The following is a 14,026-nucleotide window of genomic DNA, read 5'->3' as shown; positions in this document are numbered from 1 at the left end:
GGGCGCCCGCGCGGTAGGCGGCATGTCGGGGCGGTCGTCCGCCTTGTCGGCGCGCCCCAACTCCCGTCCTCCGCCGCTTCCGGCGCACCGCGTCAAGCACATGAAATCGGTCGAGGGTTCACTGTTCGTCACGCGGTACAACCTCAGCGGCGTCGGCCTCCAGGGCTACCACCTGCTCGACCATGTCTTCGCCGCCATGCAGGAACGTGAGCCCTCCCTCGTCACCGACGAGTCACCGACGACGCCCGAGGAGACCAACAGCTACTGCTCCACCGCTCGTTGGCCTCGAACGAGGCCCGTCAGCGCCGGCTGTCCCCCACGGTCCTGTGGGGGACAGCCACGGTCGGGCCGTAGAGGTGCCCCTAGCCCATCAGGCCCGCCTGGTGTGCGAGCAGCGCCGCCTGGACCCGGCTGTCCGACCCCGTCTTGTCCAGGATGGACCGGACGTGCGTCTTGACCGTCCCGACGCCGATGCCCAGCCGCTTGCCGATGCCGAGGTTGGACAGTCCCTCTCCCAGCATGGTCAGCACTTCGCGCTCGCGGGCGGTAAGTCCCGCCAGCCGCTGGTCCGTTGGGCCGTTCAGGCTCTTTGCGCTGTTCGTGACGGATGCTGCGTCGCCGCGCAGCATCCGCTGGATGACGGTCCCGGTGACTCCGGGCGAGAGGACCGCGTCCCCGGCGGCGGCCGCCCGTACGGCGCTGATCAGCTCCTGCGGGCCCTCGTCCTTGAGCAGGAAGCCGGCGGCGCCGGCCGCCAGGGCCCGCAGGACGTTCTCCTCGTCTCCGAAGGTGGTGAGCATGACGACCTGCGGGGCAGGGTCGAGCACGCACAGCCGGTCGATGGCGGCGAGGCCGTCGAGTACCGGCATGCGGATGTCGAGGAGCACCACGTCGGGCCGGCGCTCGGCGGCAAGCTGAACGGCTTCGGCTCCGTTGGCGGCTTCGCCGACCACGTCGATGCCCTCCGCGTGCCGGAGGATCAGCCGGACGCCGTGCCGGATCATCTGCTCGTCGTCGGCGAGCAGCACCCGGATCGCCGAGCCGGCCGCGGAGGTGGTGGAGTCGGCCTGGTCAGTCATGTGTCCTGCTCCCATGCGGCGGTCGCGGTTCGGTGACCAAAGGCACCGTGAAACGGTCGATCGAGATCAGGATGTCGGAGCGGAAGCAGTAGCGGACCATCTGCAGCCGCCCGCCCTTGGCCTGCTCGTCGTCCCACGGGTACATGCAGTCCTGGGCGGACCGAGGGCGTCGCGGTTCCCGGCCGGCGGCGGCCGCCCGCACCACGTTGTAGTCGGAGATCCCCTTGCTCTGCAGCTGGCCCCGGGGCATGCCCACCCGGGGCTCGAAGGGTCGGTATTCGGGGTGTGGCTTCGCCTTGTCCGCCAGGACGACCCCGAACAGCATCATCGCCCCCACGCCCACCAGGCCGAGCAGCCCGGTGGCCGCCCTCGTCAGGCCCTGCTGAAGGCTCCGGTGCCGTCGGTCGGGCCGGGGCCGGCCGGCCGCGCCCTGCAGTCGTTCCTCGTCCGGTGCCGCGTCCGCCGCCCGATCTCCCGGGGCCGGGCGCGCGGCGTCTGCCGGGTCGGCGGGGATGTCGGCCGTCACGCTGAATCCGCCGCCCGGTGTCGCGCCCGCATCGAAGGTGCCGCCGAGCAGGTCCACTCGCTCCCGCAGGCCGGTCAGCCCGCGTCCGGAGCCCAGCCCCGTGGCGGCGGTGGGCGGTACGGGCGGAGCGCCGTTACGCACCCGGACCTCCACCCGCTCTGCGGTGTGGATGACCGCAACCGTCACATGGGCCCCGGTCGCGTACCGGTGCACGTTGGTGAGCGACTCGCGCACCACCCGGTGCACCGCCCGCCGCACCCGGGCAGGCAGCGCGTAGAGATCGTCCCCCTCCCAGGAGAACTCGACGGGAACGCCGACACCACGTGACTCCGCCACCAGTGCCTCGATGTCGGAACGGGTGCCGGTGGCGTCGGTCAGTGCGTCGGTGCCGGTGTCCCGCCCCAGGGGGCCCAGGACCCCCAGCGCCTCACGCAGTTCCCGCATGGCATCGCGGGTGGCACAGCGCACCAGCGACGCCTCCTCCTGCAGCTCGGGGGCCTTCCGCTGCAGTGCGATCTCCAGGCCGCCCGCGTGCAGCGAGATCAGACTGAGCCGGTGCCCGACCAGGTCGTGCATCTCCGCCGCGATGCGCGACCGCTCGTGCATCCGCGACTCGCTGTCGGCCAGCCGCCGTGCCTCCTCGGCGGCGGCCGTGCGCTCCCGCAGTGCCCGCACCAGCTGGTCCTGCTGCCCGCGCGCGGTGCCGACCAAGCCCGGTACCAGGACCGTGGTCGCGGCGAGCACCGCACCGAGCCCGAGCCCGTACGACCTGCTGCCGAGCCCGGTGACGGGAGCCGACGCGAAGCAGGCCAGCATGGCCGACGCAAGCCCCGCGAGCAACAGCGCGATACGCCGTCGCCGCGACTCCGTCTGCCGGGCCGCGGTGTAGGAGGCCACTGCGGTCAGCAGCCCCGTGGGAGGCAGCACGCCCATCAGCGCGGACAGCCCCAGCACGCTCGCCGCAGGGAACCGGCGCCGCACCAGCACCAGCCCGATCCCGGCCAGCGCCAGCACCACCATGACCCAGCCGTCGAGCGTCATGCCGAGCATCGACGGCACACCCCTGTACCAGTCCAGCACCAGGTAGGTGAGCAGCACCAACAGCCCGCCGAGGACCGCCTCACCCACCGTCCGCCACAGCCGCCACCCCTGTTCTCCCGGCCCGGCGAAGGGGCCCCGGGCAGACGCACGCGGTGCGGAGGCTGGTGGAGCGCTGAACGACATACCACCGATTGTCAGGCCCGCTCGCGCTGGAATCCTGCGACCTACGGGGGACTGTCCCTCTACCGGAAGGCAGAGGGACATCCGCCGGTGCGGCGGGGTACGACCGGCCACATGCGACGAACCCGTCCCCATGCGGCTGCGGCATGAGCGGTGCATCAGCTCCCCATCAGCGGTCCGGCAGTGCCTCGGATCACGCTCGAAGCACAACGGACCGACCGTGCCCCCCCGTCCCGGGATGGGGCGTGCACCAGCAGACGAGGCCGCCACCCGCTCGGGCGCCGCGGGCGGCACCGTCCGACTGAAGCCCGGACAGAGCGCACACGCCGTGCTGCACACCGTCAACGACGGTGTCTCGGACACGCCGTGCTGGTCCACGGCGCAACTGGTCCGCGCCTACCCGCCCGGCTCCAGGAACACGGTGACCACCGGTACCGACGGGCTGTGGGTGTGCGGCGGACAGTTCGACGGCCGTCGGTGAAGCCCGGGGCCACGGACTGACGGCGCCGCCGCCCTGCTATGAGGATTCTGAAGAGCCTCTGCCTTGGGGGAGAGGAGCGGTAGACCGTGAGAGGGACACGTCCGCGGCGGGTCTGCCCATGGGCAGGCGGCATATACCCGCCTTGAGAGCGACGCATACGGGGTGCCCCGCGGCCACGATGGTCGGGAGTCCTGCACCCCTTGCAGGAGCACTCATGTCGCAGCCCGCAACCCCGCCCTACGGCCTTCGGCCTCTTTCGGCGCCGCCGCCCGCGACCGGAGATGGTCTTTGCGGACGGGCCGACCGGCAGCCTCGGCTCCCGTTCTGAATACCGGCGCAGCCGACCGGCCGCCGACGTCCGAGCAGTTCCCGGCAAGTAAATGGAGATCCGCGTGTCCACACTTCGCACCGCCCCTGCTCGTCGACACTCACGAAAGGGCGCGCTGGTGACAGGCGCCCTCGCCACCGCCTTCCTCACCGGCATATCGCTGATCGGCTCCTCCACCTCGGCCCACGCCGACGACGGCAACACCTACTTCAAGACCCCTGAGGAAGTCATCGACTTCCTCAGCCAGAGCGCGCCCCTGAACCGGAACGAAGCCATCAAGGGCTACCCGGCCAACGGTCAGGACTCGCAGCAGATCAAGCTCGACGACGTCGAGAAGGTCTACCCGCACGACCAGGCGCTCAACGACGTCTCGTCCAAGCTGGGCAGCGGATTCGACCTCCCGGCGTCGATCCCCACCGAGGATCCCGACATCCGCAAGAGCAGCAGCGACGACAAGGAGCCGTGGCTGAGCAACTGGGACGCCAAGTCGATGTGCGGCCAGCCCAGCCACAACCCCGGCGGTGAGCCGATGCCCTGCGGCTTCGTCGGTGTACTCGACGAGAAGTACCCGATCATGCAGACCTCGGCAGGGGTGATGGGCAAGGCGTCGTTCGACTACAAGTACGGGGCCACCGTCGGCCAGGACACCAGCCAGACCAGTGGCTGGTCCGTGGGTGGAAAGGTCACCTCGCAACTGAACACCCCCGGTGGTCCGGGCGGCGGCAACGCCGGTACGGAGCTCAACTTCACCTACAGCGAGTCGACCACCACCACCAACAAGTGGACGACCATGGTGGAGCAGACCAACAAGTACGAGGTCCCCGACCGCGTGAACGGCTGGGTCGAGGGGCGCGCCAACGGCGGTAAGTACATCGGGTACATCGTCTACAAGCTCGACTTCACCGACGGCAGCGGCAACCGGAAGCAGAAGATGGTCCTGATCCCGGCCCGCGTCCTGATCCAGGCACCGGGCAACTCCGTCCCGATGACGTTCGTCAAGCGCCAGGGGTAGCAGCGCACCTCTGGCGAATGGCACGCACCCCAAAAATGGTCTAGGCAACAACTAAGCCCCAGGTTGCCGACCTGGGGCTTTCGCTATGCAGCGGGTGACGGGAATCGAACCCGCGCTCTGAGCTTGGGAAGCCGAGGTCTTCTGGCGGCAGTTGTTGCACTTACCTGCGGCGGGTCGGCTCCAGCCGGGACTTCCCTCTCACGCGAGGGCGGGTGTCACGTTGGCGTGCCCCTCAGCAGGCGAATACTTCGTGTTGCCGTTGTAGACAGCCTTGTATCCCGTGGTGACCGCCTTGAACCAGAACGCGGGATCCCCCAGGTAGGTTCCGGAGTTCACTTCCGCATTGCCGTTGCTATCGGTGATGCCCGTGCCTGGCCGTCCTGACTGCCCCCGTGCTGACCGTCCTTGTCGGTCGCGTTTTGTTGCTGCTTCTTCTTCAGCTCCTCTTTTTCCTTCTTCAGCTGGTCGCTCTCTGCCTGCAGCCGGGTGATCTGATCCATCAGCTGCTTCTGGAAATCGGTGCTGGTGTCCGGCAGGGGGGCCTCCTTGCTTCTCGTGCCTCGCGGGTTGCGACGACGTCACCAGAATCGACACAAGGGCGTGCCCTCGGCATATGCAACCACTCCCATCGGGTGAGTTCCCGGTGAGTCAACGAGGCGCCGGCAGATCACTCCGGTTCACCCCGGAGGACGAATGCCTCCTGCCGTGCCATGTCATCTGGAGCGAGGAACGACCAGCTCCCAAGAGTGTCCGGCCCGATCACTCATTCGACTCGTTCCGGTCGCGGACCGACGTCTGGTGGCAAAAGGATGGAGGCGAAAGCGGCGATGCCTTTGGCACTTGCCAGCGTCAGACCAGTCGTCTGTAGCCCTGCCGAACACGGAGGAGCCTCATGCCCATCACACCCGTACGCCCTGTACCCCCCTCAGACGCCCCACAGGTGATCGTGCACTCGGTCAGCGGCCTGTTCATCACGCCGGTCGGCCATACGCACGCGTCCGGGGAGGTCCGGTTGTGGCGAGGAGGTCTGAGGACCGGCAACAAGCAGGACATGTGGGAGTTTCTGGCCGCCGACGAACAAGGACTGTGGCGGATCAAGAACGGGCAGGACGATCTCTACCTGACGGTCCGGGACAAGCATCCGAAGGCGGTCGTCTACCAAGACCCGTGGAGCGACAGCAACAAAGGACAGCTCTGGCGAATGGTCCAGGCCGACCCCGCTCAAGCCGACGTGGTCATCGCTTCGGCGCTGGACGAACGACTCGTGATCTCGCCGGTCGAGAGCTGCCAGTCGGCCGAGGCCACCCTGGAGGTCGACCAGGTCGGACCGTACTCGGACCAGTTCTGGCGCTGGCGCAGCCCGCGCGGCTGACCTCTTCGACCACTCGGAGTCGATCGCACGCGACTCGCCAGGCATAAGGCCGTCAGAGGCATGAGAAGAGCCCCCTCCATGTTTTGGAGGGGGCTTCGCTGCGGGCCGTCGCCTCTGGCCAGGGGACGCGTGGCTCGGGCAGACACAATTTCAGTCACCGCAGGTCACTACGGCGTGGTCAGCGCCCGCCGAACGCCTCGTCCGTGGGGACGACCTCACGTCCCAAAGGCATGAGCGAGATGGGGATGAGCTTCAGGTTTGCCCAGCCGAAGGGGATCCCGATGATCGACAGGAACAGAGGGATGCTCGTGATCAGGTGGGCCAGCGCCAGCCACCATCCCGCGAAGATCACCCAGATCACGTTGCCGATGCACGACGGCGCCCCAGCGTCCGGCCGCTCCACGGTGGTCCGGCCGAACGGCCACAGAACGAACCCGGCGATACGCAGCGACGCGATGCCGAATGGGATGGTGACGATGAAGATGAAGCAGATCACCGCAGCGATCACGTAGCCGATCGCCATCCAGAGGCCGCAGAAGAAGAGCCACAGGAGGTTGAGCAGCAGGTTGAGCAGCTTCATGATCGATCCTTCTCCAGGTCACTCCGTCGGCAGGGCCTGCTTCCACAAGTATCAGCTGATCAGACGTCCAGGCGGAACCGGAGGGCCCTTGTAGCGCGATCGGGAACGTTCCGAGACGATTCCGTTCGGCATCGCCAACTTCAAGCTGATCCCCGTCTCCCTGCTGCCGCTGGGCCGCGAAAGCGTCCCCACGGACCAGCCGTTCGCGACCCGCTGAGCGCACCGGTGTACGCAGGACAGGGCACGCGCGTGTGGCCGTAGCCGCGCTGACGGTGCGTCACTCGCTCCGCCGCCGGGCCCATCGCCGTACGCCGTAGGCCGCCGCCCCCACCGCCAGTACGCCCGCCCCGCCGGCCACCGAGACGGCCGGCAGCGCGAACGCCAGCGCGGCGCAGCCCAGCAGGCCGACCACGGGCACTGCACGGGCCGTCGGGGCGGGACCGAGGGTCCAGGCGGAGGCGTTGGCGACGGCGTAGTAGGCGAGCACGCCGAAGGAGGAGAAGCCGATCGCGCCGCGTACGTCCACCGTCGCGGCCAGTACGGCGACCACCACGCCCACGGCCGGCTCGGCCCGGTGCGGCACCTGGAAACGGGGGTGTACGGCCGCCAGCGCCCCCGGCAGATGCCCGTCCCGGGCCATGGCGAGCGTCGTACGGGAGACGCCGAGGATCAGCGCCAGCAGCGAGCCGAGGGCCGCCAGCGCCGCCCCGGCCCGCACCACCGGCACCAGCCCCGGCACGCCGGCCGTCCGTACCGCGTCGGCCAGCGGAGCCGTCGCGTGCCCGAGCCGGTCCGCGCCGAGGACACCGAGCACCGCGACGGCCACGCACGCGTACACCACAAGTGCGATCCCCAGGGCCAGCGGGATCGCGCGCGGAATCGTGCGCGCCGGATCCCGCACCTCCTCCCCGAGCGTCGCGATCCGCGCGTACCCGGCGAACGCGAAGAACAGCAGTCCCGCCGCCTGGAGCACCCCTCCCACGTCCGACGACAGCCCGACGTCCAGTCGTCCGGCGGCGGCCCGCCCGGAGGCCAGGCACACGACCACCACGGCCGCGAGAACGGCCAGCACCACCGCCACGATCACACGCGTCAGCCACGCCGACTTCTGAATGCCGCCGTAGTTCACGGCGGTCAGGGCCACCACGGCCGCGACCGCCACCGCGTGCGCCTGCCCCGGCCAGATATAGGCGCCCACGGTGAGCGCCATGGCCGCACAGGACGCCGTTTTGCCGACCACGAACGCCCAGCCCGCGAGATACCCCCAGAAGGGGCCCAGCCGCTCCCGCCCGTACACGTACGTCCCGCCGGAGGCCGGGTAGCGGGCCGCCAGGCGGGCCGAGGACATGGCGTTGCAGTAGGCCACCACGGCCGCGAGCGCCAGCCCCGGCAGCAGCCCCGTTCCGGCCGCGTGCGCGGCGGGCCCCAGGGCCGAGAAGACGCCGGCCCCGACCATCGATCCGAGACCGACGGCCACGGCGTCCCGCACGCCCAGGGTGCGGCGCAGTTCCGTACCGGAAGGCGTCATGCGCCGCACCCTACTGAGCGCGGCAACCGTGTGATGGACCTGTGGCGTCCTCTTCGACGACACGGCACGAACACGCGCGCGTGTACAGCGGGTCCTCACCGGATTTTCAGCGGCAGGACAGTTCGTACACAACGCGGAAGGGCAGGTTCACGGCATGAGCATCATCGCTTGGATCATCCTGGGACTGCTGGCCGGAGCCATCGCCAAGGTCCTGCTGCCGGGCCGTGACCCCGGTGGCTTCATCGGCACGACCCTCATCGGCATCGCGGGCGCCTTCATCGGCGGCTGGATCTCGGCGCGTTGGCTGCACCACCCGGTCACCAAGAGCTTCTACGACGGCGCCACCTGGGCCGCGGCCATCGGCGGTTCCCTGGTGCTGCTGATCATCTACCGCATTCTGTTCGGCAACTCACGCGACTGAGGAGTCGACAGCGCGGAGCCGGCAGCATGGGCCGGCAGCACGCAAGGGTGGGCACCGCTCGGGGATGCCCACCCTTCTTGCTTCTCGCTTCCTGTGGCCGTCCTGTCCTGTGGCCGTCCTGCCGGTCTCTTACCGGTAGTTCACGAACTGCAGCGCGAAGTCGAAGTCCTTGCCCTTCAACAGCGCGATCACGGCCTGCAGATCGTCCCGGCTCTTGGAGGAGACGCGCAGTTCGTCGCCCTGGACCTGGGCCTTCACGCCCTTCGGGCCCTCGTCGCGGATGATCTTCGCCACCTTCTTCGCGTTCTCCTGGGAGATGCCCTCCTCGATGGACGCGAAGATCTTGTACTCCTTGCCGGACAGCTGCGGCTCGCCCGCGTCCAGCGCCTTCAGCGAGATGCCGCGCTTGATCAGCTTGGACTGGAAGACGTCGAGGACAGCCTTCACCCGGTCCTCGGAGTTCGCCTCCATGAGGATCTTGTCACCGGACCACGAGATCGAGGCACCCACGCCCTTGAAGTCGTAGCGCTGCGAGATCTCCTTGGCGGCCTGGTTGAGGGCGTTGTCGACCTCCTGCCGCTCGACCTTCGAGACGATGTCGAAACTGGAGTCGGCCATGTCCTGTGGCTCCTTGTATCGGGGTGCGAATCGGGTGCGTGCCGGCGTGCGCGGCGGCGGCCGGGCCCGGCCTGGCGCCGAGCCTCATCCGCACCAGCCTAGTCACCTCACGAGCCAAGGGGTGGAGGTCAACCGGGTGGCGAAGCACCCCTGTGTATCGGGTATCGTTTACGACGTCGCCAGCGAGCGCCGCCACAAAGCGGTCCGTCTGGTGGCCAACCCGGCGGTGTGCCCGAGCGGCCAAAGGGAGCAGACTGTAAATCTGCCGGCTCAGCCTTCCCAGGTTCGAATCCTGGCGCCGCCACACGGGAACGAGAGCCCGGTGATCTGTGAGAGCAGATCACCGGGCTCTCGTCGTCGTGCGGCCGCCCCGCACGGCCGCCCCCACAGCTTCCGTGAGGCCTTCCGTGCGGCGGCGGGTCGTCAGTGGAACTTGGCGACCATGCCGGCCTCGTAGTCCCCGGCGGGCTGCTGGGTGATCACGTTTCCGCGGTTGAAGGCGTTGATGACGGCGATCTGGGTCACCAGGTCGGCGAGCTGTTCCTCGTCGTAGTGCTTGGCCGCGTTCGCCCAGACCTCGTCCGGGACGCCACCGGACGCGTCCGCGATACGGGTGCCCTGCTCCGTCAGTTCCAGCGCGGCGCGCTCGGCGTCGGTGAAGACCTTGGCCTCCCTCCAGGCGGCGACCAGGTGGAGGCGCACCGCGGTCTCCCCGGCCGCGGCGGCTTCCTTGGTGTGCATGTCGATGCACCCGGCGCAGCCGTTGATCTGGCTGGCGCGGAGCATCATCAGTTCGCGCGTCGAGGCCGGCACGGTGGATTCCGAGAGCGCCTTGCCCGCGGCGATGATGTGCTTGAAGGCCTTGGCGGCGACCGGGCTGGCCATGACGTTCAGACGAGCTTCCACGGTGTGCTCCTGCGTTCGTTGTCCGATGGTTACGCCTCTTAGACCGAACAGCCCCGCGCGTTGTGACAGCGGCGGATGTGACCCGCGTCTCAGCGGCGATGGTCGTTGCCCGGAAATCCGCTGAGGCGTATGCGGCCGGCCGCACTTTCCGACCCACCTTTCGCCCGTTGTGCCGCCTCGGCACCGCGTCGGGGACTCTGGAATGACCGGTCCGGGTGCGGGCCCCGGTGGTCCGGACGATGCTGGAGCCATGGCCGGGAAGCGACCCATCATCGTGCACTTGCGGTCCCCGACCGGCGGCCGCCGGGTGCGGGTGGGCGGCGAGATCCTGGGCTTGGCGCACAGCGTGCGGGACCTGGTGGAGTTCCTGCGCCGGGCGGGGCTGGAGATGGAGCCGGAGCAGGTGGCCGACTCGCCGCTGATCGACTGGCGTGGCGTGGGCCCCGACCGTTGGGAAGCCGAGACCCGCACCTGACGGCGGTGTCGCCGCCGCCTCGGTGCGGGCACACTGACGGCATGTCCTCCCGACGCAGAACCTGCCCCGTGTGCCACCGCGACATCGCAGTCGTCGCGGGACGCTTCGCGCGGCACGACCCGCCCGGGGCGCGGGAGAACAGTGAACTCGTCTCCTGCGCGGGATCACGGCGGCAAGCACAACTCGGGTCTGTCCAGCCGACGTTGGACGGTTACGCCGTACCGGAGTTCCCCGGGCAGTTGGCCCTGTTCTGAGCCGCGGGGTGCGGCATGCCGGAGGTGTGTGGGACGCGGGACTACGGGATCTGACGGGGCGGCGGCCGGCGGCGCTGAAGGGGTTCGTGACGGGTCCGACCGTTCAACTGCCGGTGACTTTTCGGTGGCCGGTGGCCGGTGGCCATGGCCGGTAACCGGTCAACGGCCGGTGGTCGGTCTCAGTTCCCGGCCACCGACTTCACCGCGACCGACACCGGCGTCGATCCGCTGATCAGCTCCAGCGTCAGGCCGGTCGTCGCCGGGGTGTCCACCAACTCCGCGAGGACGGCCGCCACATCGTCCCGCGGGATCGCGCCGCGCCCGGTGTGCGCCTCCAGACGGACCAGACCGGTGCCGGCGTCGTCCACGAGCGAGCCGGGGCGCAGGATCGTCCAGTCCAGGGCCTCCTGGCGGGTGACGTGCGCGTCCGCCTCGCCCTTGGCGCGCAGGTACGCGTCGAAGACCTCGTCGCCCTGGTGCGCGGGATCGGCGCCCATCGAGGACACGACCACGAAACGGCGCACCCCCGCGCGGACGGCCGCGTCCGCGAACAGCACCGCCGCGCCTCTGTCCACCGTCGCCTTGCGGCCCACTCCGCTGCCCGGGCCCGCGCCGGCCGCGAAGACCGCCGCGTCGGCGCCCTGCAGGTGCGCCGCGACCTCCTCCACCGAGGCGGACTCAAGGTCGAGAAGGACCGGTTCGGCGCCGGCCGCCCGTAGATCGTCGCCCTGCTCGGCGTTGCGGATGATCCCCGCGACCTCGTCTCCGCGCGCGGCGAGCAGGCGCTCCAGCCGCAGCGCGATCTGACCATGACCACCAGCGATGACAATGCGCATGATTCCGACCGTACGCCGGAAGGGGCGCATCCGCCGCACGAGTTAACCGGCATGGCCGGAGCGCGCCGGGCTCACACACAGAGGCACGCGCCGGGCGCGCACAGCACACGCAGGGCGCGCGCTCAGGGGCGGGTGCGAGGCGCACGAACGCGTTCACGTGTCCACGCGCCCGAGGCGACCTTACGACTGCCCGAGCTGCCTCGCGACCCCGAGCTGCCTCGCGACCCCGTGCCGCCTCGCCACGCCCGGGACCGGCTCACAACAGGCTCAGCCACCTCACGACAACTCGCCCCGCCCCTGCCGCGGCAACCCGAGTTCCACCGAGGCCGCCGAGTTGCAGTACTCCCGCACCGCGCTCGTACGCGCCACCACCCGGCCCCGGTGGACCACGATCCGGCTGTAGGCCAGGGACAGGGCGCCGGGCAGGCCGCCGCCGCGCACGGCCAGGAGGTCGGCGGGGAAGCCCGCCTCCACGCGTACCTCCGGCAGGCCCAACACCGCGCGGGCCGAGGCGCTCACGGCCTCGTAGGCGTCCTCCGGGCGCAGGCCGTGGGCGGAGGCGAGGAGGTAGGCGGCCTCCAGGGGGTCGCCGCGGCCGACGGGGTTGGAGGCGTCGCGCAGCGCGCCGCTGCCGGCCGCCACGCGCACCCCGGCCGCGCGCAGCAGCCGTACCGGAGCGGTCCCCCGGCGGTCGGCGCCGCCGCAGCAGCCCTGGGGCAGGCACACGACCGTCACACCGGCCGCCGCGAGCTGGTCCGCGGCGCGGGACGCGGCCTCGGCGGGCAGGCGTGTGATACCGGCGCACGGCCCGATGGTCACGCCGGGGCGCAAGCCGCCCGCCATGGCCGCGAGCCGGGACAACCGGGCCGGGTCGGAGGCGTCCGTGTGCAGGTCCACCGGGCAGCCGTGTTCGGAGGCCACGTCCAGGACGGCCTCGACATAGCCCGTGGGGTCGGGGTCCAGGTCGGGGCAGCCGCCCACCACGGAGGCGCCCATCTTGACCGCGTCGCGCAGCATCGCCAGCCCGTCGGCCCCGGCCGCGCCGGTCAGCAGCCGTGGCATCGCCACCGTCGTCAGCTCCGCGAGCCCCCGTAGTGAGCGCCGGGCGTGCAGGACGGCACCCAGCGCCCCGAGCCCCTGGACATCGCCCACGCGCACGTGCGCGCGTACCGCCGTCGCGCCGTGACCGAGCTGCAGCAGAGTCGCCTCCGTCGCACGGCGCTGGACGTCCTCCGGGGCGTACGACACCGGGCCGGAGTGTTCGGCGGAGAGCGCGGTGTCACCGTGGGCATGCGGTTCGGCGGGGGCCGGCAGGAGCAGGTAGCCGTTCAGGTCCACGCGCGTGGCGCCCGACCGGGCCGGGCCCGGCGCCAGACTGCCCGCCGTGCCCACCGCCTCGATGCGTCCGCCGCCCAGCCGTACGTCCACGGTCCGGCCGTCGGTGAGCCGCGCCCCGCAGAGCAGCAGGGTGGCCGGGTCGGACTGTCCCGAGGATCCCGAGGAGCCCGAGGAGTTCGACGGCGGGTGGGGTTGCGGCTGGCTGTCGGGCATCGCGCTCCAGGGTCGGTGCCGGGGGCTCGGGCGGGCTCCCGCGTCAGGGATCGGGGCGCGGACGCCCGAAGATCACACAGAGTGAGTCGAGCCTAGGGTGACGAGCCGCGCGGGGCGCGCAGGAGCGCAATAGTCGTACCGGTGTGGCCCGCCCTTGGCGGTACGTCTGTCGCCCAGCCGCGTGGCCGCGGCCGACCTCGGCTGTGGCTTCCCGAGTCGTTCCCGCTCGTGTCGACGACCCCCGCCGAGTCGTTTCCGCTCGACCCCCACGCGCGCGTGGCCACACCTGATTCGGCAACGCCCCCTGCGTGTGGCCCGGCCCTCCCCGACGACGTCCGTGCGCGTGTGCCGCTGTCCACGCGCGTGTGCCCGCTTCCCGCGCCGGATGCTCGATGTTCGGCGCCCGGCGAGCGATGCGCAGGCCCTCGTCCTGACCGGCCAGGCTTCGTTTTCCCCGGTCTCGGTCGGCCACCGCTGCGGCTCATGAGGCCGTTGCGCGGGCCGGGATGGGAGGTGCGGTGGGCGGCCGGATACGGATTTGGGTGAACGGCGGCGGACCGTGTAATGTCTTCATCGCTCGCCCCAATAGCTCAGTCGGCAGAGCGTCTCCATGGTAAGGAGAAGGTCAACGGTTCGATTCCGTTTTGGGGCTCTGGTGTGAGAGGCTCCCGTCGCAAGGCGGGGCCCGATCGCATCGCAGCGGTGTAGCTCAGTCGGTAGAGCAAGCGGCTCATAATCGCTGTGTCACCGGTTCAAGTCCGGTCACCGCTACTGACAGTAGCCGATTGCGGGGTCGGTCCTTCGATCGGCTACTCTTTCTTGCGTTGAATTAGTCCAT

Annotated in this window: 16 protein-coding genes and 3 tRNA genes; 9 read left to right on the top strand and 10 right to left on the bottom strand. The window is 70.3% G+C overall.

Annotation, left to right across the window (positions count from 1 at the left end):
- Window positions 1-362 precede the first annotated feature (362 nt).
- Together AB5L52_RS18260 and AB5L52_RS18255 are read right to left on the bottom strand one after the other, a co-directional pair.
- Complete coding sequence (locus AB5L52_RS18260) at window positions 363-1,079, bottom strand: response regulator (protein WP_369365028.1); 717 nt, start codon at window positions 1,077-1,079, stop codon at window positions 363-365.
- A complete protein-coding gene (locus AB5L52_RS18255) occupies window positions 1,072-2,829 on the bottom strand; it encodes a sensor histidine kinase (protein ID WP_369365027.1) in 1,758 nt (585 codons plus the stop codon). Before AB5L52_RS18255 ends, AB5L52_RS18260 begins: the two co-directional genes overlap by 8 nt.
- A gap of 235 nt (window positions 2,830-3,064) precedes the next feature.
- Between AB5L52_RS18255 and AB5L52_RS18250 the strand changes: the two genes are divergently transcribed.
- Together AB5L52_RS18250 and AB5L52_RS18245 are read left to right on the top strand one after the other, a co-directional pair.
- Entirely contained in the window at window positions 3,065-3,307 is a 243-nt protein-coding gene (locus tag AB5L52_RS18250; protein WP_369365026.1) for a DUF4232 domain-containing protein, read from the top strand.
- A gap of 446 nt (window positions 3,308-3,753) precedes the next feature.
- Complete coding sequence (locus AB5L52_RS18245) at window positions 3,754-4,647, top strand: hypothetical protein (RefSeq protein ID WP_351030097.1); 894 nt, start codon at window positions 3,754-3,756, stop codon at window positions 4,645-4,647.
- A 198-nt stretch (window positions 4,648-4,845) separates the two neighbouring features.
- On the opposite strand, the gene AB5L52_RS18240 is transcribed toward AB5L52_RS18245, so the two are convergent.
- Both AB5L52_RS18240 and AB5L52_RS18235 read right to left on the bottom strand, forming a co-directional pair.
- On the bottom strand, window positions 4,846-4,983 hold the full coding sequence (locus AB5L52_RS18240) for a hypothetical protein (RefSeq protein WP_369365023.1): 138 nt from the start codon (window positions 4,981-4,983) through the stop codon (window positions 4,846-4,848).
- A complete protein-coding gene (locus tag AB5L52_RS18235) occupies window positions 4,980-5,147 on the bottom strand; it encodes a hypothetical protein (RefSeq protein WP_369365022.1) in 168 nt (55 codons plus the stop codon). The genes AB5L52_RS18240 and AB5L52_RS18235 overlap by 4 nt, the downstream gene beginning before the upstream one ends.
- 392 nt (window positions 5,148-5,539) lie before the next feature.
- On the opposite strand from AB5L52_RS18235, the gene AB5L52_RS18230 reads away from it, so the two are divergent.
- Window positions 5,540-6,019, top strand: a complete 480-nt coding sequence (locus AB5L52_RS18230; protein ID WP_369365020.1) for an RICIN domain-containing protein — start codon at window positions 5,540-5,542, stop codon at window positions 6,017-6,019.
- Window positions 6,020-6,197: 178 nt separating this feature from the next.
- Here AB5L52_RS18230 and AB5L52_RS18225 read toward each other — a convergent pair whose 3' ends face one another.
- A complete protein-coding gene (locus AB5L52_RS18225; protein ID WP_351575182.1) occupies window positions 6,198-6,599 on the bottom strand; it encodes a YccF domain-containing protein in 402 nt (133 codons plus the stop codon).
- A gap of 277 nt (window positions 6,600-6,876) precedes the next feature.
- Window positions 6,877-8,127 (bottom strand): APC family permease, encoded by a 1,251-nt coding sequence (locus tag AB5L52_RS18220; RefSeq protein WP_369365018.1) that lies wholly within the window; start codon window positions 8,125-8,127, stop codon window positions 6,877-6,879.
- Between the two features lie 154 nt (window positions 8,128-8,281).
- On the opposite strand from AB5L52_RS18220, the gene AB5L52_RS18215 reads away from it, so the two are divergent.
- The gene (locus AB5L52_RS18215; protein WP_351030090.1) at window positions 8,282-8,548 is read left to right on the top strand and encodes a GlsB/YeaQ/YmgE family stress response membrane protein; all 267 of its coding nucleotides are present in this window, start codon (window positions 8,282-8,284) and stop codon (window positions 8,546-8,548) included.
- 129 nt (window positions 8,549-8,677) lie between these two features.
- Here AB5L52_RS18215 and AB5L52_RS18210 read toward each other — a convergent pair whose 3' ends face one another.
- On the bottom strand, window positions 8,678-9,166 hold the full coding sequence (locus AB5L52_RS18210) for a YajQ family cyclic di-GMP-binding protein (protein ID WP_019756392.1): 489 nt from the start codon (window positions 9,164-9,166) through the stop codon (window positions 8,678-8,680).
- Between the two features lie 222 nt (window positions 9,167-9,388).
- Between AB5L52_RS18210 and AB5L52_RS18205 the strand changes: the two genes are divergently transcribed.
- Window positions 9,389-9,470: transfer RNA gene (locus tag AB5L52_RS18205), tRNA-Tyr, on the top strand.
- A gap of 119 nt (window positions 9,471-9,589) precedes the next feature.
- On the opposite strand, the gene AB5L52_RS18200 is transcribed toward AB5L52_RS18205, so the two are convergent.
- Window positions 9,590-10,072, bottom strand: coding sequence for a carboxymuconolactone decarboxylase family protein (locus tag AB5L52_RS18200; RefSeq protein WP_351030089.1), 483 nt, complete (start codon window positions 10,070-10,072; stop codon window positions 9,590-9,592).
- 250 nt (window positions 10,073-10,322) lie between these two features.
- Between AB5L52_RS18200 and AB5L52_RS18195 the strand changes: the two genes are divergently transcribed.
- Window positions 10,323-10,547, top strand: coding sequence for a hypothetical protein (locus AB5L52_RS18195; RefSeq protein WP_369365016.1), 225 nt, complete (start codon window positions 10,323-10,325; stop codon window positions 10,545-10,547).
- A 41-nt stretch (window positions 10,548-10,588) separates the two neighbouring features.
- The gene (locus tag AB5L52_RS18190; protein ID WP_351030086.1) at window positions 10,589-10,801 is read left to right on the top strand and encodes a hypothetical protein; all 213 of its coding nucleotides are present in this window, start codon (window positions 10,589-10,591) and stop codon (window positions 10,799-10,801) included.
- Window positions 10,802-10,980: 179 nt separating this feature from the next.
- Here the strand turns inward: AB5L52_RS18190 and AB5L52_RS18185 are convergent, their stop codons facing one another.
- Both AB5L52_RS18185 and AB5L52_RS18180 read right to left on the bottom strand, forming a co-directional pair.
- Window positions 10,981-11,637, bottom strand: a complete 657-nt coding sequence (locus AB5L52_RS18185) for an SDR family oxidoreductase (protein WP_351030085.1) — start codon at window positions 11,635-11,637, stop codon at window positions 10,981-10,983.
- Between the two features lie 276 nt (window positions 11,638-11,913).
- Window positions 11,914-13,188: an amidohydrolase family protein gene (locus AB5L52_RS18180; protein ID WP_351030083.1), complete on the bottom strand. Its 1,275-nt coding sequence runs from the start codon at window positions 13,186-13,188 to the stop codon at window positions 11,914-11,916.
- Window positions 13,189-13,767: 579 nt separating this feature from the next.
- On the opposite strand from AB5L52_RS18180, the gene AB5L52_RS18175 reads away from it, so the two are divergent.
- Window positions 13,768-13,840 (top strand) — tRNA-Thr (locus tag AB5L52_RS18175).
- Window positions 13,841-13,886: 46 nt separating this feature from the next.
- Window positions 13,887-13,959 (top strand) — tRNA-Met (locus AB5L52_RS18170).
- Window positions 13,960-14,026: the final 67 nt, after the last annotated feature.

Source organism: Streptomyces sp. CG4 (assembly GCF_041080655.1).
Classification (GTDB): domain Bacteria; phylum Actinomycetota; class Actinomycetes; order Streptomycetales; family Streptomycetaceae; genus Streptomyces.
The sequence above is the reverse complement of the archived record's forward strand: the minus strand, read 5'-3'. Positions and strand labels throughout refer to the sequence as shown.

Excerpts from the sequence above, each read along its gene's own strand:
- AB5L52_RS18260 (WP_369365028.1), bottom strand. The coding sequence starts at position 1,079 with ATGACTGACCAGGCCGACTCCACCACCTCCGCGGCCGGCTCGGCGATC.
- AB5L52_RS18255 (WP_369365027.1), bottom strand. The coding sequence starts at position 2,829 with ATGTCGTTCAGCGCTCCACCAGCCTCCGCACCGCGTGCGTCTGCCCGG.
- AB5L52_RS18250 (WP_369365026.1), top strand. The coding sequence starts at position 3,065 with ATGGGGCGTGCACCAGCAGACGAGGCCGCCACCCGCTCGGGCGCCGCG.
- AB5L52_RS18235 (WP_369365022.1), bottom strand. The coding sequence starts at position 5,147 with ATGGATCAGATCACCCGGCTGCAGGCAGAGAGCGACCAGCTGAAGAAG.
- AB5L52_RS18230 (WP_369365020.1), top strand. The coding sequence starts at position 5,540 with ATGCCCATCACACCCGTACGCCCTGTACCCCCCTCAGACGCCCCACAG.
- AB5L52_RS18225 (WP_351575182.1), bottom strand. The coding sequence starts at position 6,599 with ATGAAGCTGCTCAACCTGCTGCTCAACCTCCTGTGGCTCTTCTTCTGC.
- AB5L52_RS18220 (WP_369365018.1), bottom strand. The coding sequence starts at position 8,127 with ATGACGCCTTCCGGTACGGAACTGCGCCGCACCCTGGGCGTGCGGGAC.
- AB5L52_RS18215 (WP_351030090.1), top strand. The coding sequence starts at position 8,282 with ATGAGCATCATCGCTTGGATCATCCTGGGACTGCTGGCCGGAGCCATC.
- AB5L52_RS18210 (WP_019756392.1), bottom strand. The coding sequence starts at position 9,166 with ATGGCCGACTCCAGTTTCGACATCGTCTCGAAGGTCGAGCGGCAGGAG.
- AB5L52_RS18195 (WP_369365016.1), top strand. The coding sequence starts at position 10,323 with ATGGCCGGGAAGCGACCCATCATCGTGCACTTGCGGTCCCCGACCGGC.
- AB5L52_RS18190 (WP_351030086.1), top strand. The coding sequence starts at position 10,589 with ATGTCCTCCCGACGCAGAACCTGCCCCGTGTGCCACCGCGACATCGCA.
- AB5L52_RS18185 (WP_351030085.1), bottom strand. The coding sequence starts at position 11,637 with ATGCGCATTGTCATCGCTGGTGGTCATGGTCAGATCGCGCTGCGGCTG.
- AB5L52_RS18180 (WP_351030083.1), bottom strand. The coding sequence starts at position 13,188 with ATGCCCGACAGCCAGCCGCAACCCCACCCGCCGTCGAACTCCTCGGGC.